A 24,391-nucleotide genomic window follows, 5' to 3' on the forward strand; every position below is an offset into this window, starting at 1 on the left:
GAGTGGCAGAGTCATATCTGCCACTTTTTAATGATTAAAGTCTGTTTTTGTATATAACCACTGTTTGACTTGCTGGCGAGAAACCTTGATCCCCCCTGCTTTCAGTTGAGAATCTAAATGATAAAATGCCATAGGGTTCTGATATGGTGCGAGTTTATCTTTCAGCCAAACAGATAATTCACTAAGTGGTAAATTTAAATCACACTCCACAACCGCCACAGGTCGTTGACCAAATTGCTCATCGTCAACAGGAATAATAAAGCTCTGGCTAACATCCGGGTGGGAATTTATGACCGATTCAATGTCTTCAGGCTGAACACATTCCCCACCACTGATAAACAAATTATCTAAACGGCCGAGGATCTGATACTCACCGTCAATAAACGCGCCTTTATCATTCGTTTTAAACCAGTCACCAGTACAATTTAATGGTTTCATTTCACCATCAAACCAATAACCCATCGCTTGGCTATTCGATTGAATTTGGATTTCATCATCGATGATGCGAAGGCGCTTTCCTTTTAAAGGTAGGCCGACACCTTTTTTACCATCTGCACGTTTCGCACACACCGTAGATGCCATTTCAGTCATCCCATAGCCACTCCAGCAGGCGATCCCACGACTTTCAGCTAAATCAGTGAGTGTTGTTGGGATCAAAGCTCCACCTAATAAAACTTCTTTTAAAGTAAATGGCTCAACGATTTCCTCATTGAGTAAGCGCCATAGTTGAGTAGGCACTAAAGACGCGTGGGTGACTCCTCGCAATGCATCCACCAGCGGCGAGTTTTTCAACGCTAAACTTCCACCTTGAAGTAGCCAGCGCCAAACAATTCCTTGTCCTGAAACATGAAAAAGTGGCAAGGACAGTAACCAGCAGTCCCCTTGTTGGTAATTCATGACACTGACAACGCCCTCGGCACTACTCAAATGGCCTGCCATACTATGAACTGCGGCTTTCGGTAAACCCGTGGAACCAGAAGTTAATATTAACGTCGCAGGCTGCTCTAGTGCAGAGAGAAAATCAACAGCTGCAGAAGCATCATCACCAATAAAGAGGTTATCCTGTTGGCAATTTAGGTTTCGATACTTCGCAAATATATTTGTATCATCAGTGAAATCAATCACGGCATCAACATTAAGATGCGGTAGCAACTCAGTAAGTAGTCTTTCAGGTAAACGAGGATTTAGAGGTAAAACCTTTGCACCACACGCAATAAGCGCTAATTGGCTAAGAAGTAAATCAATCGAATTTTTACCTCTTAAAACAACACATTGCCCTTGGGCAACACCTTGCTTGGAAAAATAGGTTACAAGATTGCTAACCCGCTGGTTTAAAACGCCCCAAGTGATACTTTCAGCATCTGCCAGTAATGCGACTGAATGAGCTTGAAGACTGGCCCAATGCCGCCAAGGCCAGTCGCTGAAGTCTTTTAACTCTGCCATACAACCGTTAATTCATCGAGTTGTTGTACCGGTATTTCACAGTCAGGCCAAGGTCGAACCAACTGTGATTGGATCAATGAAACAGTATCCAAACCGGGGATAGTATCGGGAGTCAGCCAATGAGCAACACGTGCCAATTGTGTTAATCCAAAACTCGTTTCAATAGATGAGCTTATCACTGCTTGTAACCCTAAACGGTGTGCATCTTCCACTAAAGAGCGACAATAAGATAAGCTACCCGTCAATGTAGGCTTAATCACAATCGCAGCGACCCCTTGCTGAGCCTCTACTTTGAAACTGCTTTCACGCACACTTTCATCCCATGCAATGTTAATCCCTGTATCTGCGGCGAATTGCAGTGATTCTTCACGGGTTTTGCACGGCTCTTCTAAAAATGCGATACGGCCACGATAATCTGGATTAACGTATTTAGCAAAACCATCTGCTTTAGCGCGTGTCCAACTGCGATTTGCGTCCAGACGTAATTTTAGTTCTGGAACCGCCTCTAATAGTAGGTTAACGACCATACCATCACGTACCGCTTCGTATAACCCAACTTTTACCTTTGCAACTTTTTCACCTTCCATTGCATCAAGGCTTAAAATGAGGTCATCTGGGTCGCCACTGCACAATGGTGCTTTGCGATAGTCAGCCTCTTTAGGCAACTCGCCTGTTAACTCAGCCATTGCACTGCTACAACCGAAGGCCACTGAAGGGAGTTTACTTTCGGAAAAATGGCCTTCTTTCACCCATTCATTTAGTCGAATAATAGTTTCAGCGGTCGCTTGTTCCAGCGTTTCTTGACTAAATTCAGGTAGAGGCGAAATTTCCCCCCAACCTTCGTTATCCCCATCTTGCAAACACACCAAAAGCCCATCACGGGTTTTTAGCCGTTGATAACGAAGGATAACGCCTGCCTCCATCGGCAGGCTGAACGAATAAACCTTGGCTTTACGCATTACGGATTACGCTTATATTTAGAGAAATCAGGTGCACGTTTTTCATTGAAAGCATTACGGCCTTCTTGACCTTCATCAGTCATGTAGAACAGCATAGTAGCGTTACCGGCTAATTCTTGCAGACCCGCCTGACCATCACAATCCGCATTCAAGGCGGCTTTTAGGCACCGTAAGGCCATTGGGCTATTTTCTAACATCTCACGGCACCAACGCACCGTCTCTTTTTCGAGGTCAGCATAAGGAACAACGGTATTAACCAGCCCCATCTCTAATGCCTCTTGAGCATTATATTGGCGACACAGGAACCAAATTTCGCGCGCTTTCTTTTGACCTACGATACGCGCCATATAAGATGCGCCCCATCCGCCATCAAATGACCCGACTTTTGGCCCTGTTTGGCCGAAAATCGCATTGTCAGCGGCAATCGTTAAATCGCACATCATGTGTAAAACATGACCACCGCCAATCGAGAAACCGGCGACCATCGCCACGACAGGTTTTGGACAGGTACGAATTTGGCGTTGAAAATCAAGAACATTTAAATGGTGAGTTCCACTCTCATCACGATATCCGCCGTAATCACCCCGAATTTTTTGGTCACCGCCCGCACAAAACGCTTTTTCGCCTTCTCCCGTTAAAATGATCGTACCAATCTGGTCATCATAACGTGCGTCGGACAGTGCTTGGATCATTTCTTTTACCGTTTGTGGGCGAAAAGCATTACGCACTTCAGGACGGTTAATGGTAATTTTTGCAATCCCTTCAGGGGACTTGTGATAGCGAATGTCTTCAAACCCTGTCGAGCAGTCTTGCCACTCAATAGGCGCATATAATTTTTCTTCACTTGGATAAATCATTATCAGATCCCTTTAACCACTATATGATAAAAAATGATGAAGTGCAGCCGCATAACCCGTCGGGTTTTCCCGATGTGCATTATGCCCTGCATTTGCAATCAACGTTAACGGCAAAGCATATTGTTGCGAAACGCTTCGAAATTTTTGATCCCTCTCACCACAAAAATAGCAATAGGGACAACTCAGTTGAGACAGTTTGTCGACCAAAAAAGGCTGCTTAGCAAGTGATGTGCTTTCTAGCATATCCGCAATACTTTGTGCGTTATTTTGCCGACGTAAATTGATTAATTGCTCTCTTTGAGCGAGTGTTAAATCCATAAATACAGGCTGTTGGTACCAATCATTAAGCACGTTTTCAATCGGTTCCACACGAAAACGTTGAGCCCATGCATGGTCATTAGCTTCCCGATTTACTCGTTCTTGATGGCTTGTTAAACCAACATTTCCACCTTCAATAATTAGGCCTAATAACCCCTTTGGCGGGCAATGACAGGCAAAGTGCATGGCAAGACGTGCACCTAATGAATAACCAATCAAATAATATTCATCAATTTGATGATAGTGCAAAAGCGCACAAAGCTGTTGATCAAAATGCGAAAAACCGTGGCATGCCTCAAACTTCGATGCACCATGCCCTGGTAAATCAACCAGTAATGATGGGTAGTTATTGAAATTATCAATAACGGGCAACCAATCATCAGAGCTACCTAGTAATCCATGTAGCCAGACTAACCAAGGCCTTGGGGCATCTGGGTTGTGAGTTTGGGCTGATAACATTAAAATTCCGCTATATCACTCAGTAGTTGTTTTAAGATAAGAGCGCCTTCATCACTATCCACGACTAACTCCACCAATAAGGTGCCATGTTGGCTATGCCAGAATTGTACTATGGTGTCTTTCAATGTAGCCCAATCTGTTGGGGCACAATACTGTAAACCAAACATTTTAGCGGCGGGTTCAAAACTAACATTTTGCGGCATGCAATAATAATGTGTTCTTGCTTCATCCGGTGTTGGCAGCATTGAGAAAATTTGCCCACCATTATTGTTGACGATAATTAAAACCGTTGGCGCTGAAGGTTTACGCAATAGCGCTAAGCTATTTAGGTCGTATAATGCAGAAATGTCTCCCACAATTCCCAATGTTGGTCTTGCGGTTGCTCTTTGTACGCCCGCCATTGTCGAGATCAACCCGTCAATGCCACTTGCACCACGATTACTATATACAGGGTAATTGGCTGGTAATTGAGCTAATGCATCCACTAAACGTACAATTAAGCTGTTACCAACAAACAGTTGCCCTCTTGATGAAAGCAGTTCAGGCAATTGATGAGCGACTGCGGCTTCTGAAAATTGTTCACTTAGCTGCTGGCGCACATAAAGTTGGGTTTTCTGTGCTAAAGCCAGTAAAGGTTCACACCATAAACTGCGTGGCTGTGCTGGATGATTATCCAACCAACCTCTAATTGAACAGGTTAATTTACGACCCATATGATTGGCGGGATCGAGACGCTGGGGTATGGCATCGATAATCCAATATTCTTCGGGTTCACAACTGGCTTGCCACTGTAACAGGCGTTTTCCCGTTAAACTAGACCCAAACTGCACGACTAATTCTGCTTCTTTTAAAATACCCTGAGCATCTGGGTGTTGTAACCATAAATCGGCACAAGGGAAAGGCTGACCCGTTTGCGACAATACATCACCTAAGACAGGCCATCCCAGCTCTTGAGCCCATTTCGCGACGCGCTCTCCTTCACTTGCCGTCATTCGACCAGCAATAACGACGCCTTTTTTCTGCCGCCAAAAATACCAATCAGCAACGAGTGCCACCGTATTCGTCAGAGGCTCACTTAGCCAAGGATGGTTAGAGCTCCACCATTCTCCGAGTGCCTTTTGCCATTCATATTCCCCCTCAGTGCTGCCATATAGCGGCTCTGCAAAGGGACAATTAATATGGAATGCACCATGATGCAGTTGGTTCATGCCATTATCAACAGCGGTGACTAACCATTTTGCAGAAATATCTTTTGTCGGCCTTGGCAACATTAACGCTTGGGATGGATGTGAAGCAAAGATATGGGTTTGCCGAATAGCTTGGTTAGCACCACAGTCAATTAACTCAGGCGGCCTATCAGCGGTGAGAAAAATGATTTTTTCCCCAGTTAACCCCGCTTCTATCAATGCAGGGTAAAGGTTTGCAACCGCAGTTCCTGATGTCACAATGACGCCAACGGGCTCATTACTAGCTTTTGCCAATCCAAGTGCGAGATGCCCTAGACCACGCTCATCGAAGTGAGTATGACAATGTAATTTGGCGTTATTGATCGCCGCCAGAGTCAAAGGCGTCGAGCGAGAGCCTGGTGCAATACAAATATGTTTCATACCATGGCGGGCAAGTGCTTCAAGGATCACTTCAGCCCAACGGATGTTAAACGCAGAATTCGACATAATATGCTCAGCAAATTATTAATTATCAATTAGTTTAGACTGCTTGAGATAAATTTCTTGATCTCAGAACAATTTTTGATGAACTAATTGAAAATAAAAAGAAAATAACCATTTTTATGTTATGGTTTTTCGTTATTTCCAAATAAAGATTTTAACCCAGCCGCTTTATTTTCAATCTCTGTCCATTCTTGTTCTGGGTCTGAGTCGCTGACAATACCCGCGCCTGAATATAAAGAAACCTGCGCTCCTTCTATTTGTGCACAGCGCAATGATACCGCAAATTCACTTTGATTAAGGCTAATAAATCCGCCAGTTCCCGCATACCAACCCCGTGAAAAAGGTTCATTATTAGCTAAAAATTGTCGCGCGACATTTCTGGGTAATCCACAAACAGCCGCCGTTGGCTGCAAACGTTGTAAACAGTCACTATCAGAAGGCGTGACGAGGGTTGCAACGATAGAACGGTATAGGTGCTGGATTTTTCTTAAACGAATAACTTTCGCGCTAGATACATCCACACCTGTTACAGCACCTTGTAATTGCTGACAAATATCATCAACCACAACCAAATTTTCATGTTGATTTTTTTTGTCTTCCATTAGCCACTTTGCATATTCCGCGGCAATAGCATCGTCAGGATCATTTGCCACCGTCCCTGCTAAAGCTTCTGAATTTAGCAGTTCACCTTGGCGTAAATATAAACGTTCGGGTGTAGAAGATATAAAGCCTGAATGTTGGCTAAAGGCCATCATAAAGTGGTAACAAAAGTGATTCACTTTTTGACTTTCCGATAAAAACTCAGCCACAGCAATAGGTTCAGTCAATGTGAGCTTAGTTTCTCGCGCCATCACCACCTTTTCCATTTTCCCTGCTTTCATATCATTAATGGCGCTGTTCAATAAACGGCACCATTCATCATGGTCAGGAATATGTTCTTGAGCAGTAATGTTCGCACAAAGGGTTAAAACGCCTTCTGATGTAGGCTTTAGTTGGCGTAAAAAATGGATTGCATTTAAACGATCTTCTTCACCGTCAATATGGATGCTAATGTTCACTGTCGAACGGCATCGATAAATTTCCAATCGTGGTAAAAAACAAAAGGTTGCTTGTTGCTTCAACGTTTCAGGAATGTCTTCTCCAACGGCATTCCAGCCGTTTAATCCCCATAAACGCATATCTGGCATTTGGGGATATTGCGATAAAAAAGCCTGTGCGTTATCAATCGATTGGAAAGATTTTACCATTCCGATAGCACTACACTCTTGCGCTCCAGTACGTTGGTACCAATAAAATTGCGGATAACAATTTTGTTCAGATAACCATGAAAGCCCTGGGAAAATAAGTTGCCCATCTACTTGCCAAACAAGGCGTGTGTACTCTTTTGTTTTGAGTGTCAATGTAGACAAATGATCTAAAATTTCAGTTATCACTTTATCAATTTTTTTATATGTCACTTTCGATCCCTACTGCTACATCACACAGATTCACTTTCAATTATTATATAGTGCAATGTGATTTTTTAATACATTGATGACAACCAGTAAATGCGATGTCATCAACTAACGACAATGTGTTTAAGCACTCAATGAGAATTGTAGTTTAGTTTATAACCATTCTTAACACTTATACACTTGTGCAAATGATAGCACTTTTATATGTGTTATAAATAACCAGTAAAAAATAGCGCTATTTTTTAGTGTTGATTTCCATTTTTTAATATCAACTTTTTCATTTATTTCAAGTAGGTTAATCAATACAAAATTTATGTCCATATCTCATCATAAATAAATCATTCAATCACACAGCCATCAATACTGAATTAAATTTTATCTTTAACATATTAAGTTGGAACTAATAATGAATATTCAAGAAAGTTATGATCGAATTATTGATAAAGAAAATATAGGTAATGCAACATTTGCTTTACTCACTAATCAAGATTCACTTTCCTCTCGTGCAGCAGGTATTTTTACACTAGAGGATTTGATCAATATACATCGACATGTGAACTTTTCACTTTCCTTACCATTAAAAGAAAGTGATATATTAAAATGGTTTGGTATTACAGAATTAACAACACTACCTGTTGATACTCGCGATTTAACAATGGCCATTATTAATGTGCGAGCCCATGCTAACACATGGGATAATGTCGAACAGCATGTTAAATCACAATCAATCAATCTTTCATTAACTAGCCGTAATATTATCCAAACTGGAAATCAAATTATTGAATATATTAACCACATGCCAATTTTAAAAAAAATATCGGATAATTTGGGAGATATTACTGACAGTGACTTGTCGCAAATTACATACCAAAGTGATGATCAGCAAATTGCAACTGAACTTGTTAGTATTTTAAATTTAATAAAACTTGATATAAAGCATCAGTCAATTGAAACAGTTAAAATAAAAAACATTATTTCTGATTTTAGAACTCATATTACAGGAGGGTACCTTTCAAACTTTCAACATGTGGAATCATTATTATTTAACATCAAAGGAATATATCAGCAACTTGACTCTTCAAATGATGATAACGCAGAAGATTATTTAAAAGAGATAATGGAATTCAAAAAAAAAGAGATAAAACTACTCGAAAAAGAATATTCTCACTTTGTTAAACTCTGCTTCACTGGGCTTGCTGGCGGCATTATCGGCTTAGCGATAACCAGCAGTATCTTTGGTTCCAAAGCTGAAGGAATTAGAAAAAAAAGAAATGAAACATTAACAGAAATAGAAGATATCAATGCTAGAATTAACAAAAATAAAATTCTAAAAAAAACAATATTTGATATACAGATTAATTTACATAAAATCGAAGCTTTTTTCAAAGATGCACGGCTCGCCATTGACCATCTAGACTACATGTGGCTGGTTATTTTAACTGAAATAAAACAATCTATTGATATATTTCAACGCATTAACAATGCAGATAAACTTCTTAGGTTCATCACCCAATTTAAAAAAATAATTAGCGCTTGGAGCTCAATCCAAGAATACTCCATTCATTTAATGAAATTATTTGATGAGCTACAAAAACACGAACTCCATTCACAATAAAAGGCATTAATATGCATACTAACCTTAAAATACCCACCCCTCCCGCTATTGATATATATCAATTAAGATACAAATCAAATAATATCAATACATTCAATAAAAATATAATCAATTATGATTATATTATTTATGAAAGAATACAAAAAATAGCCATGAAAACTGAAGAACTAAATGAAATTGTTAGAAATGCCATACCACTATTAAAAATAAAACTAAGTTACATCACACATAGTGAACTGAATGAAAATAGCACTGAGAATCATGATAATAATAACCTCGAAGATATACAGAAAAAAATATTAATAGCAAATTATATTGAGGATTTGATGGATGTAAAACTAGACCTAGAAAAAGTAATTTCTAAAATGAAATATACAAATGACTCATTACTTATTTTTGACCTTATCGAACCCAATAAATTAAAGCTTTCTCAATATATCAATCAAAAAGAAGCACTTGTTACATCAAAAAATAGTAAACAAGCAAAAATTGATGAAATCAACCACGAATATTCTATTATCACTGCGGCGGAAGATATTATTTTAAAAACTAAAATTTCAGATTTTTTTAATAGGTATTTGCTAGGCAAAGAGTTAATAGATACTCTTGAGCTACCCGTAAACAAAAAGCAGATACTTAAATCAACCATAAGCTATGTGAGAAATTTACTGGCCGTCATAGATAATGGCTTAGAGTTTTCGCAGCTAGTCCATGTTAGATTATATCTAAGTGATAAAATCATAGCGTTAAAAGAAGAACTTAATATAATTGATACGAATATCTCTCGGCTTTCTCAATTGATACCACTAGCCAATGAAATAACCACTATTGATACATACAGGCTCTCTGTCACCGCACAGATAGAGTTACTAAAAAACTACTGGCTGTCTTGGTGCACGTTTATTAACGAACAAGCTTCTGAGCAGCGCCTAAATATTGCCTTAATTAATACTGCAAGCCAGATGCTCGAGACCTATCTAAATGATGTGGAATATCAGTATCATCGGCAATTACCGGATTCAACTGGCTAAAAACAAAAAAGCCGGCGACTCGAAAGTAACCGGCTTGATATCAATATATACGTTATTAATTAATCACAGCGAGGGCTGTTGATGTAATATCGATAAGCGGTTGTGGCCAAACACCAAAGACGATAACAGCAATGGCACAAATAACAGCAACCACAGTACCCAGAGTTGCTTTTTCAGGGCCAGTGTAACGCTCTGCATGCTCTGCATCACGGCTATATAAGCTCGCCATAAAGCGTAGGTAGTAATATAAACCAATTGCACTACCGACAACCACAGCTCCCGTTAGCCACCACAATTCTGCCTTCACTGCCGTATAAATAGCATAGAATTTACCAATAAATCCTAATGTTATTGGCACACCAGCTAATGAAAGCATCATCACTGTCATGACCATTGCCAATACCGGTTTATGCCAGAAAAGCCCACGGAATGCGCTAAAGTCATCTTGGTCATCACCACGGTACGGGCTAGAAACGATACTGACTACACCAAATGCCCCTAAGCTTGCAAACAGATAACCTACAAGGTATATGGCGATGGTTATTTGAGCGTATTCAGGCACGGCACGTAAAGCAACCAGTGCTACCAGTAAATACCCCATATGCGCGATTGATGAGTAGCCCAGTAAGCGTTTTGCACTCTTTTGCGAGATAGCCAGCAAGTTACCAAACAGGATAGACGCAATAGCAATCACAGAAATCACAATCGCTAATGTATTGCTGTTCGTAATTGGGGCTTCCATAAAGATGCGCACGAGTACAGCAAAGATAGCAATTTTACTGCCTGTTGCTAAGAATGCAGACACGGGTGCTGGTGCGCCTTGGTAAACGTCGGGTGTCCATAATTGGAATGGGAACAGCGACAGTTTAAAACCAAAACCAACAATAAGCATACCAAAGCCAATCATTACTAATGGTGCATGGATTTGGCTGTCAGATAAACTCTGTCCCACAGCAGCAAAACTTAAGCTACCTGATTCTGCATACAGTAATGCGATACCAAATAACAGGAATGAGGATGCCGCTGCGGACAACAGCATGTATTTGATCCCTGCTTCTAAAGTACGGCTACGTTCGAAGGTGTAAGCGACCAGACCAAATAATGGCAGTGAAATCAGTTCAATACCGATAAACATTGATGCCATATGGTTTGACATAGAAAGTAGTACCCCACCTGCTACCGCAATTGCGACTAACAAGTGAAACTCATCTCTATTATCATCAAAACCTTCCAACCAATGGTAAGCAAAGATACTGGTACCTATACCTGCGATCAGGACTAATGCACTGTAAAACAAAGCAAAGCCATCAACACGGATAAGCGAAGTAACATCCATTAGGTAGCCATCGGCTACCCAAATGAGTGAAAGCAACGCAATAACAAAGCCTGATACTGTCAGCGCGGCACTGGTAAGGTGATCGCGTCGCCACGCAATGGACAGCATCACAACCACCGCCGTCAACCCGACGATCATCAGTGGTAGTATTGCGATCAGTTCTTGAGGAGTTATTGTCATGGCGAATTACAGCCCTAATGTTGTAAGTGGAGCAGAATACAGGTTATACAATGTTTCCATTGAACCAATTGATGTATCTAAAATTGGTTGTGGATAGAAACCGATGAAAACCAGTAAAGCAGCCAGAGCTAGCAGCACACCAAACTCACGTGCAGTTAACCCTTTCATTTCTTTTTCAGACTTCGGTGTACCGTAATAAGTTTGTTGCATCATCCATAACGAGTAAATAGATGCGAATACCACACCAAAGACCATGATACAGGTGACTAATGTGAATTGGCTGAAGCTGCCGAACAGGATCATAAATTCACCGATAAAGTTACCTGTGCCCGGCATGCCTAGCGTTGCCGCAGCAAAGAATAAGGATAAACCTGGTAACCATTTGATGCGTTTCCACAAGCCGCCCATCATACGCATGTCACGAGTTTGTGCACGTTCGTATAATTGACCACTAATAATAATTAGTGCTGCACCAGACAAACCGTTAGTGATCATCTGGATCACTGCACCTTGGTAAGCCAGTACTGAACTTGCATAAATAGCGACAGTCACGAATCCCATATGAGATAAGCTACTGTATGCCGCCAAACGTTTGATATCGGTTTGTTTAAACGCTAACCATGCTCCGTAGAAGATACTAATCACCCCCAGCGTCATCGCCACTGGCGTGAACTGGATAGACGCTTCTGGGAACAACGGTAAGGTAAAGCGTAATAAACCATAGGCAGCAGTTTTTAACATGATACCGGAGATATCAACAGAGCCCGCTGTTGGCGATTGTTCTTGTGTATCTGCCATCCACCCATGAAATGGAACCAGTGGCATTTTAACGGCAAAGGCAATAAAGAAACCTAACATCAACATAAATGCGACATGACTAGACATTTGAGTGCCTAATAACTCATCGTAATTAAATGTTAATGTATTTGTTGAGCTGTAATGTGCCAGCGCCAATCCAATGATGGACACCAACATAATCAAGCCGCTTGCCTGCGTATAGATAAAGAACTTAGTCGCTGCGTTAATATGTTGTCTGTTTTCTGAACCTTTGTGTCCCCAATTGGCAATTAGGAAGTACATTGGGATCAGCATCATCTCCCAGAAGAAGAAGAATAAAAACAGGTCAACCGCAGTAAAGATCCCCATCACCCCTGTGATAATCCACAATAGGTTAAAGTGATAAGCACCTTGGTTCTTTTGGTTTTCACTCCATGAGCTCAGTATCGAGAAAGCGCCCATAATAGCCGTTAATACGACCATCAGCAGTGATAAACCGTCTATCGCTAAATGAAAATTAATCCCCAGTGATGGTATCCACGGCATAAGAAAAACAGACTGCCACTGTGGAATACCTTGTGGGTTCACCAGAGAATAATTCCCTTGTAACCACAATTGCACGGAGAGTATCAGTGTTAATCCCATCGTCGCCAGTGCAATCCAACGTGGTGCACGGTGACTGAATCGGTCAGCCTGCCAGCTTAGCAGGCCTCCGATGAAGGGAATGAGTATTAGCCAAGGTAATAGCATGGCGCAATGTGTCCCTTAATTAAACCAAAAGCAGCAGAGCAAGAATCAGCACTGCACCCAGCCCCAATGAGGCAACATACCAACGGATCTGGCCGTTTTCACTGACAGCAAGCCCTTTATTCATCCAACGTGAAAGATGGGCAGGAATATTCATCAGTGAGTTAACAGGATCGCTTTCTAGTAGCCATGCAATACCTTTAAACGGTTTAACAAAGACTACATCGTACAGCCAATCGAATCCCCAAGCTTGGTACCACCATGCGCTGAAGAAACGGCCAACCGCAGTTTTCGCGATCGCATCAACGATTGAACGCCTAAATAGGTAGAGGAATATCGCAACTAATAAACCTGCGATAGCAAACCCACCGGAGATAGCTTCAAGTAAAACTTTACCTTCTTCGCTACCAACAGCTTCCGTCGGGAGCACACCTTCTAATGGCTGGTGTATTAATGCACCAACAAACGTTGCAAGGATAGCCAAAATAGCCAGCGGTAATGTATGGGTGATGCCTTTAACTTTGTGTGCGTTGATTTTTGCTTCACCGTGGAACACGATGAAAATCATACGGAAAGTATAGATTGCGGTCATTAATGCACCGAAAATACCTGCCCATAACAGCACGGTTTGACCATCAAGTTTCGCACCCCACAAAATGGCATCTTTACTGTAGAAACCAGCGGTAAACAGTGGCAACGCTGCCAGTGCACTTCCGCCAATTAACATCACAGCGTAGATGAATGGGATCTGTTTGCGCAGTCCGCCCATTTTGAAAATGTTTTGTTCATGATGGCAAGCGAGGATCACTGAACCTGCTGATAAGAACAATAACGCTTTAAAGAACGCATGCGTCATTAAGTGGAAAATCGCCGCATCCCATGCTTGTACCCCTAAAGCCAAGAACATATAACCAATTTGGCTCATGGTAGAGTATGCGAGAACACGTTTGATATCCGTTTGTACTAATGCAGCAAAACCTGCCAATACTAATGTCACGGCACCAATAACACCCACTAAATGTAAAACCTCAGGTGTTAATAAGAACAGAGCATGTGTACGAGCAACTAAATAGACCCCAGCGGTTACCATGGTGGCTGCGTGGATAAGTGCTGAAACAGGTGTTGGACCTGCCATAGCATCGGCTAACCATGTTTGCAGTGGTAACTGAGCTGATTTACCTACCGCACCGCCTAAAATCATCAGCGTTGCCCAGTTCATCATTGACAAACCTTCTGGCGATAGTTCAGTCGCACGTTGTGCCATTTCGCTGAAATTCAGCGTGCCTAATTGGTTCCACAGGATAAACATACCGATGGCAAGGAATACGTCACCAATACGCGTTACGATAAATGCTTTCATCGCGGCTTTGCCGTTATCTGGATTAGTGTAATAAAAACCAATCAACAGGTAACTGCACAGCCCCACCCCTTCCCAACCGAGGTACATTAACATCATGTTATCGGCAAGAACTAGCACCACCATACTTGCAATAAACAAGTTGGTATAAGCGAAGAAACGTGAGTAACCTTCCTCACTACGCATATACCAAGACGCATATACGTGAATAAGGAAGCCCACCCCCGTTACCACACCCAGCATGGTCAGTGACAGACCATCAAGTACTAAGGTAAAAGGAATGCTAAAAGAACCCACAGACATCCAAGTCCAAAGTTGTTGTGAGTATGGCTGATATCCGCCATTCGATAAAACAGGTTGAGCTAAAAATTCATTGCCAACATAAAGTGCTACGAGAGCCGCTAAGCCGACCGACCCCGCACCAATAATGGCAGAAACGTTTTCCGACCAACGTCCACGAGAGAAGGCCAGTAGCACCGCTCCGAGTAGTGGTAACAGAATAGTTAAATAGAGTAGGTTCATCCGCGCATCTCACTGACTTTATCAATATTCAGGTTCTGACGATGACGATGGAGTTGCAGTAACAACGCCAATCCAATACTCGCCTCCGCTGCAGCCAGCGCAATAGCCAAAATATACATAATTTGGCCGTCTGGTTGCCCCCAGAAACTCCCTGCAACAACAAATGCCAGTGCAGTTGAGTTAATCATGATTTCTAGTCCGATCAGCATGAAAAGCAGATTACGGCGAATAACAAGACAGCTAAGTCCCATTACAAATAAAATTGCCGCTAAAATCAGACCATGTTGAAGAGGTATCATTTTTGCTCCTCCGCCTTCGCGATACTGACGAGATCAGCACCGTTTTCTTTACGGTCACGTCCAACGTGGAATGCGACGACGATACCCGCTAACAGTAGCAATGACGCTAATTCAACAGCCAGAACATAAGGCCCGAACAAGCTAATTCCCACTTCTTTCGCCCCAATCACCGAACCGTCAATGCCTCCTTGATAAGACAAAGAGGTAATGCCGTAAACTAAGATAGCCAATAATACGGCAGATAAGATACCGGGGCCGATCCAATTTTTCGGAGCCAACCAAGCGCGCTCTTGCTCTTGTACTGAGCGGCCCAAGTTGAGCATCATCACGACGAAAACGAACAAGACCATGATGGCGCCTGCATAAACGATGATTTCTAACGCCCCAGCAAAATATGCGCCGAGTGAGAAAAACACCATCGACAAAGCCAGCAGAGAAACAACCAGATACAACAATGCATGCACTGGGTTGGTATTAGTTATCACCCTCAAAGTTGCTAATATGGCAACTAGGCCGGCGATATAAAATGTAAATTCCATGAATATCGCTCCTTATGGCAACAGGTCTTTGACGTTAATCGGTTTCGCTTCGTTATCCGCTTCACCTTTGTCTTTACCTGCAATCGCCATACCTGATTTACGGTAAAAGTTATAATCAGGATATTTACCCGGACCTGAGATTAACAGGTCATTTTTCTCGTAAACCAGATCCTGACGTCTCCAATCAGCCATTTCAAAATCAGGTGTTAATTGGATTGCCGTGGTTGGGCAAGCCTCTTCACACAGACCACAGAAAATACAGCGCGAAAAGTTAACGCGGAAAAATTCAGGGTACCAGCGACCGTCTTCATGTTCAGCTTTTTGCAGTGAGATACACCCCACAGGGCAAGCAACTGCACATAAATTACAGGCAACACAACGCTCTTCACCGTCTGGATCGCGAGTTAATACGATACGACCACGGTAACGGGGTGGCAAATAAACCGGCTCTTCTGGATACATTAACGTTTCGCGTTTATCGAACGCATGTAGGCCGACCATCCAAATACTACGTACTTGGGTGGCGAAACCGACCAATAACTCTTTCAATGTCATGGTTCAATCACCCCTTACTGAGCGTTGTATAAAATCACTGCTGCAGTACCCAGCAGATTAAGCAGAGTCAACGGTAGGCAAATTTTCCAACCGAAAGACATCACTTGGTCATAGCGTGGACGCGGTAAAGAGGCACGGATCAAGATAAACATCATCATGAAGAAGCCTGTTTTGATAGCAAACCACAAGAATGACGGCAAGAATGGACCGTGCCAGCCACCAAAGAACAGCGTCACAATCAATGCGGAAACCGTTACGATACCGATATACTCACCAACGAAGAACAGACCGAACTTCATCCCTGAGTATTCAACGTGATAACCATCCGCAATCTCTTGCTCTGCTTCTGGCTGGTCAAATGGGTGACGGTGACATACCGCAACCCCTGCAATCGCAAAAGTCACAAAGCCAAAGAACTGAGGGATAATATTCCACATGCCTTCTTGGGAGTTCACAATATCAATCAGGTTGAATGAACCTGCTTGTGCAACTACACCCATTAAAGAAAGACCTAGGAACACCTCGTAACTCACGGTTTGTGCTGACGCACGCATCGCACCTAATAATGAGTATTTGTTGTTACTTGACCAACCCGCGAATAACACTGCATACACCGCCAGCCCCGCCATCATCAGGAAGAACAAAATCCCGATATTGAGGTCTGCAACGTGCCAAGTTGGGCTAACGGGCACAATGGCGAACGCAAGGAATAAAGAACAAAATGCAATAACTGGCGCTAGCGTAAAGATTTTCTTATCCGCAAACTGTGGTATCCAGTCTTCTTTAAACAGCATTTTGAACATATCCGCGATTAACTGACCCATCCCAAATGGGCCAACACGGTTAGGACCATAACGATTCTGGAACAAACCGAGGATACGGCGCTCTCCCAGACTCATGTAGGCCCCACAAGTCACAACAACCAATAAAATAACGACAGATTTGAGGATGGAAATTAAAACTTCCATCACTTCAGGAGAAATCCAATCCATCATGCTCCCCTCCGCAGATTATTGACTGACACGCCAGCCAGTGAAGGTGCGATACCCGGCATTCCTAGTGGTAAGCCAATTTGACCTGTAAACAAGTGATTGCTTAGGCGCACAGTCAAGTTAAATGTTTGACCTGCGTGGCTAAACTCAGCTTTAGCACCCGCTGACAGACCCAAAGTCGCAGCATCTTGCGTGTTCAGCATGATATAAGGCTCTGGCATACGCTCTTGAATTACCTCTGAACGTTGTGACATTTCATCACTGCCGAACAAATGGTAATACGGGGCGACAACCCACTGAGCTTCAGCGGCTTGATAAGCCGTTGGGATCTCAGTGAAATAAGCCAGTTTACTTTCCGTTGAATTGAACAGGCGTACACCTGGGTCACCAAATAACAGGTGTCCCCCTACTTCTGCTTGGAATTTATTCCACGCTTGTGGTGAGTTCCAACCCGGCGCCCATGCAAATGGAATTTGCTGGCGTGGTGCCGTAGGACTGTTGTTCCCTTCCATTGAGAAAGCAAATGGTGAGTCAATATCTTGCGGTTGACGAGGTTCATGTACAGATTGGTTTGCCAACATCGCTGTGCGACCACTATAACGATGAGGCTCACGCGCCAGTTTTTGACCACGAATACGGAAAGAGGCTTTCGGTGCAGAGTCGACAATACCGGCAAATTGCGGCATAGCAGCAACACAGTCTGCGATAACATGGTCAAGTTGCGACCAATCTGCATCACGTTCTTGAGCTTCAGTTTGCAGCGAATGCATCCAGCGCCAGCTCTCGTTCATCACGATAGCTTTGTCGTAATAGGTTGGATCGAAAACTTGGAAGAAACGTTGCGCACGACCTTCTTGGTTAATCAACGTACCATCCGCTTCAGCGAAACTCGCCGCCGGCAGAATTAACGTTGCTTTATCCATGATGTCGGTTTGCTGATGATCAGCAACAATCAAGTGTTTCAGTTTTGCTAATGCATGATTAACCGCATCAACATTACTGTGACGATAAAGGTCATTTTCGATGACGATAGCCACATCCGCTTCATTCGCTTCGATACGAGCAAACGCGCTGTCTAATGGCTGCGCATTCATCATGGCTAGACCAAAACTATTTGCATGAGAAGCTAAATAAGATAAGCCTACATTTGCGCCTTTCGCCTTCAATGCAAATGCAACGTTAGCCGCTGCTTGGATCATGGCTTCGCTTGCACTGTGACTACCACTGATAATTAATGGTTTTTTCGCGCCAGCTAATGCCTGAGCAATGGTTTCAACTTTTGCTTTTAAGTCTGCGGATAAGTCATTCACCGCAGGGGCTTCGCCATTAATCATATTCGCGATAGCAAAACCGAAACGCGCTTGGTCAGCCACTGGTGCACGGTAGTTAAATGCCGCGACATCATCTAAGCGAGTGTCATCAACGTTGGTGATAAACAGCGGATATTTTGCGTGTTGACCAATGTTCATAATTGCCGCGATTTGCCAGTCAGCCACTTTTTGCGCTGCTGCCATTTCACGAGCTTTACCTTTCACCGCTTGGCGAACCGATAAAGCCATACGCGCACCCGTCTGAGTTAAATCTTCACCCAGAACCAATACCGCATCATAGCCTTCCACTTCACGCAGGGTTGGGGTGTAGATACCGCCATTTTGCAGGATGTTTTGCATCAATGCTAAACGACGCTGTTCACCCGCAGAAATACCTGAATAGAAGTTTTCTGCCCCCACTAACGCACGCAATGCATAGTTGCTTTCAATGCTTGCTCGTGGAGAACCAATCCCAATCACTTTTTTGGCTTGGTTGATAATTTGTGCGCCACTTTGCATTGCTTCAATTGCAGAGATGGTTTGTTTCACGCCGTCTTTGTTCAAGATAGCCTGACGAGGGCGGTCTTTGCGGTTAACGTAACCGTAACCAAAGCGCCCGCGGTCACACAAGAAATAATGGTTTACCGAACCGTTATAGCGGTTCTCGATACGGCGAATTTCACCATAACGTTCACCAGGGCTGGTGTTACAACCGATACTGCACTGTTGGCAGATGCCCGGTGCAAATTGCATATCCCATTTACGGTTATAACGCTCTGAGTGGGTTTTATCGGTGAAAACACCAGTAGGACAAACTTCAACTAAGTTACCGGAGAATTCACTTTCCAGCGTACCATCTTCAGTACGACCGAAATACACATAATTATGCGCCCCGTAAACTCCTAAGTCTGTGCCGTCAGCGTAATCTTTGTAGTAACGAACACAACGATAACAAGCAATACAGCGGTTCATTTCATGACTAATGAAAGGCCCTAAGTCTTGGTTGATGTGTGTACGTTTAGTAAAACGATATTTACGCATATTATGACCGGTCATCACCGTCATATCTTGCAGGTGGCAGTTCCCTCCCTCCTCACAGACTGGGCAGTCGTGTGGGTGGTTAGTCATCAGCCATTCCACAACACTTTCACGGAATTGTTTGGCTTCTTCATCATCAATCGAGATGTAAGTACCTTCCGTTGCCGGTGTCATACAAGACATTACTAGGCGACCACGAGTGTCATCCGCGTTCTGATACTGCTTAACCGCACACTGGCGGCAAGCGCCAACGCTTCCCAGCGCCGGATGCCAGCAAAAATAAGGAATATCTAGCCCAAGAGAAAGACAGGCTTGTAACAGGTTCTCAGACCCGTTAACGTCATATTCTTTGCCGTCTACATATATTGTAGCCATAGTCAGCATGCTTCCCAAAGGCCCGCATAAAGCAGGCGTTAATCAAAAATACGTTCTTCGTGAAAATCCAATTTAGCGGTTGCTCAATCGCTAAATTATTACCAACGCTGCTTCAGCAGGTTTGGTTGGATACCCGCAATCTGCGCAATGTTGCGTAGATCTTTTTGCGAAATACCCGCTTCGAATTCATCACGGAAATATTTGATGGCACTTTGTAGCGGTTCGACCGCACCCGGTGCGTGAGCACAGAAAGTTTTACCTGGCCCTAAGAAACGGCACAGCTGCTCAAGAGTTTCAATATCCCCCGGCTGCCCTTCGCCTTTTTCCAGCGCTTGTAAAATTTTCACACTCCACGGCAGACCATCACGACACGGTGTACACCAGCCACAGGATTCACGGGCAAAGAAAGTTTCTAAGTTACGCACTAAAGAAACCATATTGATTTCATGGTCAACCGCCATCGCTAATGCAGTACCAAGACGGCTCCCCGCTTTGGCAATATGTTCGAAATCCATTGGTAAATCTAAGTGGTCATTAGTCAGGAAATCTGTTCCTGCCCCACCCGGCTGCCATGCTTTTAATTTCAGGCCATCACGCATACCACCTGCGTAATCTTCCAGCACTTCACGTGCCGTGGTGCCAAATGGTAACTCCCACAGACCCGGATTTTTAACACGGCCTGAGAAGCCCATTAATTTCGTGCCCGCGTCTTTACTCTTACCTGCGCTTAAGTCGATATACCATTGGTCACCGTGCTCTAAAATTGCCGGTACATTACAGATAGTTTCAACGTTATTGACGCAAGTAGGTTTACCCCAAGCCCCTGAAGTTGCAGGGAATGGTGGTTTAGAGCGCGGGTTCGCACGGCGGCCTTCTAAGGAGTTAATCAATGCAGTTTCTTCACCACAGATATAACGCCCAGCCCCCGTGTGGACAAACAGTTCGAAATCGAAACCCGAACCTAGGATATTTTTCCCTAATAGACCCGCAGCTTTCGCTTCTTCAATGGCACGACGTAAATTATGAGCCGCTTCAACATATTCACCACGTAAGAAGATATAACCACGATAGGCTTTAAGTGCATAAGCGCCTGTGATCATTCCTTCAACTAACAAGTGAGGAAGCTGTTCCATCAATAAACGGTCTTTATAAGTGCCCGGTTCCATTTCATCTGCATTACATAGGAAGTAACGCAGTTTCATGTTTTCGTCTTTCGGCATCAGGCTCCATTTCAGACCAGTTGAGAAGCCCGCACCACCACGCCCTTTCAGGCCAGCGTCTTTGACGAGATTCACTACTTCATCGGGAGCCATGCCTTTGAGCGCACGCTCAAGACCTTTGTATCCGTTCTTACTGCGATACTCATCTAACCAAACAGGCTGATTGTCATCACGCAAACGCCATGTTAAGGGGTGAGTTTCTGCAGTACGGATCACTGGATTAACAGAATTTGTCATGGATACTGCTCCAGTAATTTTTGAATATTTTCAGGCTGTACGTAGCTGTGAGTGTCTTCATCGATCATCATCGTTGGACCTTTGTCACAGTTACCTAAACAACAGGTCGGCAGCAACGTAAAGCGGCCATCGTCTGTTGTTTGACCCGGGCGAATATTGAGCTGTTTAATGATTTCAGCTTCCAAGCCCTGATAACCTGTAATATGGCAAACAACACTGTCGCAATAGCGAATAATGTGGCGACCTACTGGTTGGCGGAAGATTTGGCTATAGAATGTCGCCACACCTTCAACATCACTGGCTGGGATGCCTAGCACTTCAGCAATAGCATGAATAGCGCCATCTTCAACCCAACCGCGGTTTTTTTGCACAATTTTCAGTGCTTCAATTGAGGCAGCACGCGCATCTTCGTAATGGTGTTTTTCACCTTCAATCTCTTCACGCTCTTTCTCTGTTAAAACAAAGCCGTGGTTGACTTGCGGTTCAAACACATTCACGACATTGAGCTCATTGTGCTTCTCATTTTCGTTATGTTCATTATGCATGGTTAGCGATCCACATCCGACATTACAAAATCGATACTACCCAGATAGACGATTAAGTCTGAAACCAAACTACCTTTAATGACCGCAGGAATTTGCTGCAAGTGAGCATAACTTGGTGTACGAATACGTGTACGGTAGCTCATTGTGCTGCCATCGCTGGTCAGATAGTAACTGTTGATCCCTTTAGTGGCTTCAACCATCTGGAATGACTCATTCGCAGGCATCACCGGTCCCCAAGACACTTGCAAGAAGTGGTTGATTAGGGTTTCGATGTGCTGCAACGTACGCTCTTTCGGTGGCGGAGTCGTCAGTGGGTGATCGGCTTTGAAAGGACCTTCTGGCATATTCTTGTAGCATTGCTCAAGAATACGGATACTCTGGCGCATCTCTTCAACTTTGATCATCACACGGTCATAACAGTCACCGTTGTGAGCGATAGGAATATCAAACTCAAAGTTTTCATAGCCTGAATATGGACGCCATTTACGCACGTCAAAGTCAACGCCTGTTGCGCGTAAACCTGCTCCTGTCACACCCCATGCCAGTGCTTCTTCTTTCGAGTACATTGCAGTACCAATAGAACGGCCTTTCAAGATGGAGTTTTTCAGTGCAGATGTCACATAGGACTCTAAACGTTTTGGCAACCAGTCTAATAATTCACGCAGCAATTTTTCCCAGCCACGTGGCAAGTCGTGAGCAACCCCACCGATACGGAACCATGCAGGGTGCATACGGAAACCCGTAATCGCTTCAATAACATTGTAGACTTTTTGACGGTCGGTAAACGCAAAGAAGACAGGGGTCATCGCACCAACGTCTTGAATATAGGTACTGATGTATAATAAATGGCTATTGATACGGAATAACTCAGACAGCATGACACGAATGGTTTTTACGCGATCAGGCACTTCGATGCCAGCCAATTTTTCAACGGCTAACACATACGGCATTTCATTCACACAACCGCCCAAATACTCGATACGGTCAGTGTAAGGAATGTAGCTATGCCATGACTGACGCTCACCCATTTTTTCAGCACCACGGTGGTGGTAACCAATATCAGGCACACAGTCGATAATTTCTTCACCATCAAGTTGCAATACAATACGGAATGCACCGTGTGATGATGGGTGGTTTGGCCCCAAGTTCAGGAACATGAAATCTTCGTTTTCATTTCCGCGCGCCATGCCCCACTCTTCTGGTTTGAAAGTTAATGCTTCCATTTCCAGATCTTGTTTCTGTTTAGTCAGAACAAACGGGTCAAACTCGGTTGCACGCGCAGGATAATCCTTACGCAGCGGGTGACCTTCCCAGCTTGGCGACATCAGCAAGCGGCGAAGATTTGGGTGACCTTGGAAGGTGATCCCAAACATGTCCCACACTTCACGCTCATACCAGCTTGCATTTGGGAATAAAGAAACCACAGAAGGTACGTTGAGGTCTTTCTCATTAAGAGCAACTTTCAACATAATATCGCGGTTACGGTCGATAGAGATAATATGGTAGAAAACACTAAAGTCTGCTTCAGGCAGACCTTGACGGTGAATTCTTTGACGCTCATCGACCCCGTGTAAGTCAAATAACATGACATACGGTTTTGGTAATTTTTTCAGAAAATCTACTACTTCCAGTAACTGCTCACGGCGAACCCAAACCACTGGCATACCAGTGCGGGTTGCTTGAACAGAAAAGGCATCCGGCCCAAATTGGTTGCGCAGTTCCAGAAGAACAGGGTCATTTAAATGATCCTGTGTCTGCCATCCTGGCTGGGTACTACTCGCTTGCGCTATCTGATCTGTCATCATTCTTCACCATAACGCTTGATCAGGTTTATTATTTCGCAACAACATTGCTCTGTTACGCTGTATGGCTTTAAGCCTTAAATTTCGTCTGGTGTACGCAGGTTCGTCACTGCTATACGTTCACCGTGCTTTCTTTCTCTTTCTGATTGCATGTTCGCGCGATAAACACCTTGGTCGCCAACGACCCAAGAAAGTGGTCGACGCTCTTTACCAATAGATTCTTGCAACAGAAGCAGAGCCTGCATATAGGCTTCTGGACGCGGTGGACAACCGGGGATGTATACATCCACAGGGATAAATTTATCGACGCCTTGTACAACAGAATAAATGTCATACATGCCACCAGAGTTGGCACATGAACCCATGGAAATTACCCATTTTGGTTCTAGCATTTGGTCATACAGACGTTGAATAACAGGAGCCATCTTAGTGAAACAAGTTCCTGCAACAACCATGAAGTCGGCTTGACGAGGTGAAGCACGAAGTACTTCCGCACCGAAGCGGGCTACGTCATGAACAGCCGTGAACGAAGTCACCATTTCTACATAGCAACATGAAAGACCAAAGTTATATGGCCATAGAGAGTTTTTGCGCCCCCAGTTAACCACATCGTGTAATGCATGAGAAAGTTTCCCCATGTACACACTGTTTTCAACTTGCTGCTCCAGTGGATCAGTCACGATTTCCTGAGTTTGCAGTGGGTAACGGTCGTTCTCACCGTTCGGATCTATGCGGGTGAGCGTATAATCCATTG

The 24,391-nt window shown here is 43.5% G+C and carries 20 protein-coding genes; 2 read left to right on the forward strand and 18 right to left on the reverse strand.

Annotated elements, in window-relative coordinates; translation table 11 throughout:
- Positions 1 to 27 precede the first annotated feature (27 nt).
- The 6 genes from menE to ACLPIE_RS12995 form a co-directional block, all read right to left on the reverse strand.
- Positions 28 to 1,443, reverse strand: coding sequence for an o-succinylbenzoate--CoA ligase (gene menE / locus ACLPIE_RS12970; protein ID WP_430262188.1), 1,416 nt, complete (start codon positions 1,441 to 1,443; stop codon positions 28 to 30).
- Positions 1,431 to 2,402 carry an o-succinylbenzoate synthase gene (gene menC / locus ACLPIE_RS12975; protein ID WP_430262190.1) on the reverse strand — a complete coding sequence of 324 codons (972 nt, stop codon included), beginning with the start codon at positions 2,400 to 2,402 and terminating at the stop codon, positions 1,431 to 1,433. The genes menE and menC overlap by 13 nt, the downstream gene beginning before the upstream one ends.
- Positions 2,402 to 3,259 (reverse strand): 1,4-dihydroxy-2-naphthoyl-CoA synthase, encoded by an 858-nt coding sequence (gene menB, locus ACLPIE_RS12980; RefSeq protein WP_042844425.1) that lies wholly within the window; start codon positions 3,257 to 3,259, stop codon positions 2,402 to 2,404. Before menB ends, menC begins: the two co-directional genes overlap by 1 nt.
- Before the next feature lie 12 nt (positions 3,260 to 3,271).
- The gene (menH, locus tag ACLPIE_RS12985; RefSeq protein WP_430262192.1) at positions 3,272 to 4,036 is read right to left on the reverse strand and encodes a 2-succinyl-6-hydroxy-2,4-cyclohexadiene-1-carboxylate synthase; all 765 of its coding nucleotides are present in this window, start codon (positions 4,034 to 4,036) and stop codon (positions 3,272 to 3,274) included.
- On the reverse strand, positions 4,036 to 5,709 hold the full coding sequence (gene menD / locus ACLPIE_RS12990; protein WP_430262194.1) for a 2-succinyl-5-enolpyruvyl-6-hydroxy-3-cyclohexene-1-carboxylic-acid synthase: 1,674 nt from the start codon (positions 5,707 to 5,709) through the stop codon (positions 4,036 to 4,038). The genes menH and menD overlap by 1 nt, the downstream gene beginning before the upstream one ends.
- Positions 5,710 to 5,828: 119 nt before the next feature.
- Positions 5,829 to 7,163 carry an isochorismate synthase gene (locus ACLPIE_RS12995; RefSeq protein WP_430262196.1) on the reverse strand — a complete coding sequence of 445 codons (1,335 nt, stop codon included), beginning with the start codon at positions 7,161 to 7,163 and terminating at the stop codon, positions 5,829 to 5,831.
- 403 nt (positions 7,164 to 7,566) lie between these two features.
- On the opposite strand from ACLPIE_RS12995, the gene ACLPIE_RS13000 reads away from it, so the two are divergent.
- Together ACLPIE_RS13000 and ACLPIE_RS13005 are read left to right on the forward strand one after the other, a co-directional pair.
- The gene (locus ACLPIE_RS13000; protein WP_430262198.1) at positions 7,567 to 8,775 is read left to right on the forward strand and encodes an alpha-xenorhabdolysin family binary toxin subunit A; all 1,209 of its coding nucleotides are present in this window, start codon (positions 7,567 to 7,569) and stop codon (positions 8,773 to 8,775) included.
- Between the two features lie 11 nt (positions 8,776 to 8,786).
- Entirely contained in the window at positions 8,787 to 9,806 is a 1,020-nt protein-coding gene (locus ACLPIE_RS13005) for an alpha-xenorhabdolysin family binary toxin subunit B (protein WP_430262200.1), read from the forward strand.
- Between the two features lie 55 nt (positions 9,807 to 9,861).
- Here ACLPIE_RS13005 and nuoN read toward each other — a convergent pair whose 3' ends face one another.
- The 12 genes from nuoN to ACLPIE_RS13065 all read right to left on the reverse strand — a co-directional run bounded on the left by nuoN (position 9,862) and on the right by ACLPIE_RS13065 (position 24,389).
- Entirely contained in the window at positions 9,862 to 11,322 is a 1,461-nt protein-coding gene (gene nuoN, locus ACLPIE_RS13010; RefSeq protein ID WP_430262202.1) for an NADH-quinone oxidoreductase subunit NuoN, read from the reverse strand.
- 6 nt (positions 11,323 to 11,328) lie between these two features.
- Complete coding sequence (nuoM, locus tag ACLPIE_RS13015; protein WP_430262204.1) at positions 11,329 to 12,849, reverse strand: NADH-quinone oxidoreductase subunit M; 1,521 nt, start codon at positions 12,847 to 12,849, stop codon at positions 11,329 to 11,331.
- 19 nt (positions 12,850 to 12,868) lie between these two features.
- Positions 12,869 to 14,725 carry an NADH-quinone oxidoreductase subunit L gene (nuoL, locus tag ACLPIE_RS13020; protein WP_430262206.1) on the reverse strand — a complete coding sequence of 619 codons (1,857 nt, stop codon included), beginning with the start codon at positions 14,723 to 14,725 and terminating at the stop codon, positions 12,869 to 12,871.
- Entirely contained in the window at positions 14,722 to 15,024 is a 303-nt protein-coding gene (nuoK, locus tag ACLPIE_RS13025) for an NADH-quinone oxidoreductase subunit NuoK (protein WP_004921109.1), read from the reverse strand. The genes nuoL and nuoK overlap by 4 nt, the downstream gene beginning before the upstream one ends.
- Complete coding sequence (nuoJ, locus tag ACLPIE_RS13030; protein WP_430262208.1) at positions 15,021 to 15,563, reverse strand: NADH-quinone oxidoreductase subunit J; 543 nt, start codon at positions 15,561 to 15,563, stop codon at positions 15,021 to 15,023. Before nuoJ ends, nuoK begins: the two co-directional genes overlap by 4 nt.
- Positions 15,564 to 15,575: 12 nt before the next feature.
- Positions 15,576 to 16,118 carry an NADH-quinone oxidoreductase subunit NuoI gene (nuoI, locus tag ACLPIE_RS13035; protein WP_430262210.1) on the reverse strand — a complete coding sequence of 181 codons (543 nt, stop codon included), beginning with the start codon at positions 16,116 to 16,118 and terminating at the stop codon, positions 15,576 to 15,578.
- 14 nt (positions 16,119 to 16,132) lie between these two features.
- Entirely contained in the window at positions 16,133 to 17,110 is a 978-nt protein-coding gene (nuoH, locus tag ACLPIE_RS13040) for an NADH-quinone oxidoreductase subunit NuoH (RefSeq protein WP_004912244.1), read from the reverse strand.
- A complete protein-coding gene (nuoG, locus tag ACLPIE_RS13045; RefSeq protein WP_430262212.1) occupies positions 17,110 to 19,833 on the reverse strand; it encodes an NADH-quinone oxidoreductase subunit NuoG in 2,724 nt (907 codons plus the stop codon). The genes nuoH and nuoG overlap by 1 nt, the downstream gene beginning before the upstream one ends.
- 98 nt (positions 19,834 to 19,931) lie before the next feature.
- Positions 19,932 to 21,290, reverse strand: a complete 1,359-nt coding sequence (gene nuoF, locus ACLPIE_RS13050) for an NADH-quinone oxidoreductase subunit NuoF (protein ID WP_430262214.1) — start codon at positions 21,288 to 21,290, stop codon at positions 19,932 to 19,934.
- Positions 21,287 to 21,835, reverse strand: a complete 549-nt coding sequence (nuoE, locus tag ACLPIE_RS13055; RefSeq protein WP_430262216.1) for an NADH-quinone oxidoreductase subunit NuoE — start codon at positions 21,833 to 21,835, stop codon at positions 21,287 to 21,289. Before nuoE ends, nuoF begins: the two co-directional genes overlap by 4 nt.
- A 2-nt stretch (positions 21,836 to 21,837) precedes the next feature.
- Positions 21,838 to 23,640 (reverse strand): NADH-quinone oxidoreductase subunit C/D, encoded by a 1,803-nt coding sequence (gene nuoC, locus ACLPIE_RS13060; RefSeq protein WP_430262218.1) that lies wholly within the window; start codon positions 23,638 to 23,640, stop codon positions 21,838 to 21,840.
- A gap of 74 nt (positions 23,641 to 23,714) precedes the next feature.
- Entirely contained in the window at positions 23,715 to 24,389 is a 675-nt protein-coding gene (locus ACLPIE_RS13065) for a NuoB/complex I 20 kDa subunit family protein (protein ID WP_004912254.1), read from the reverse strand.
- Positions 24,390 to 24,391: the final 2 nt, after the last annotated feature.

Origin of the sequence: Providencia sp. Me31A (assembly GCF_050487165.1) — a bacterium.
Classification (GTDB): Bacteria; Pseudomonadota; Gammaproteobacteria; order Enterobacterales; family Enterobacteriaceae; genus Providencia.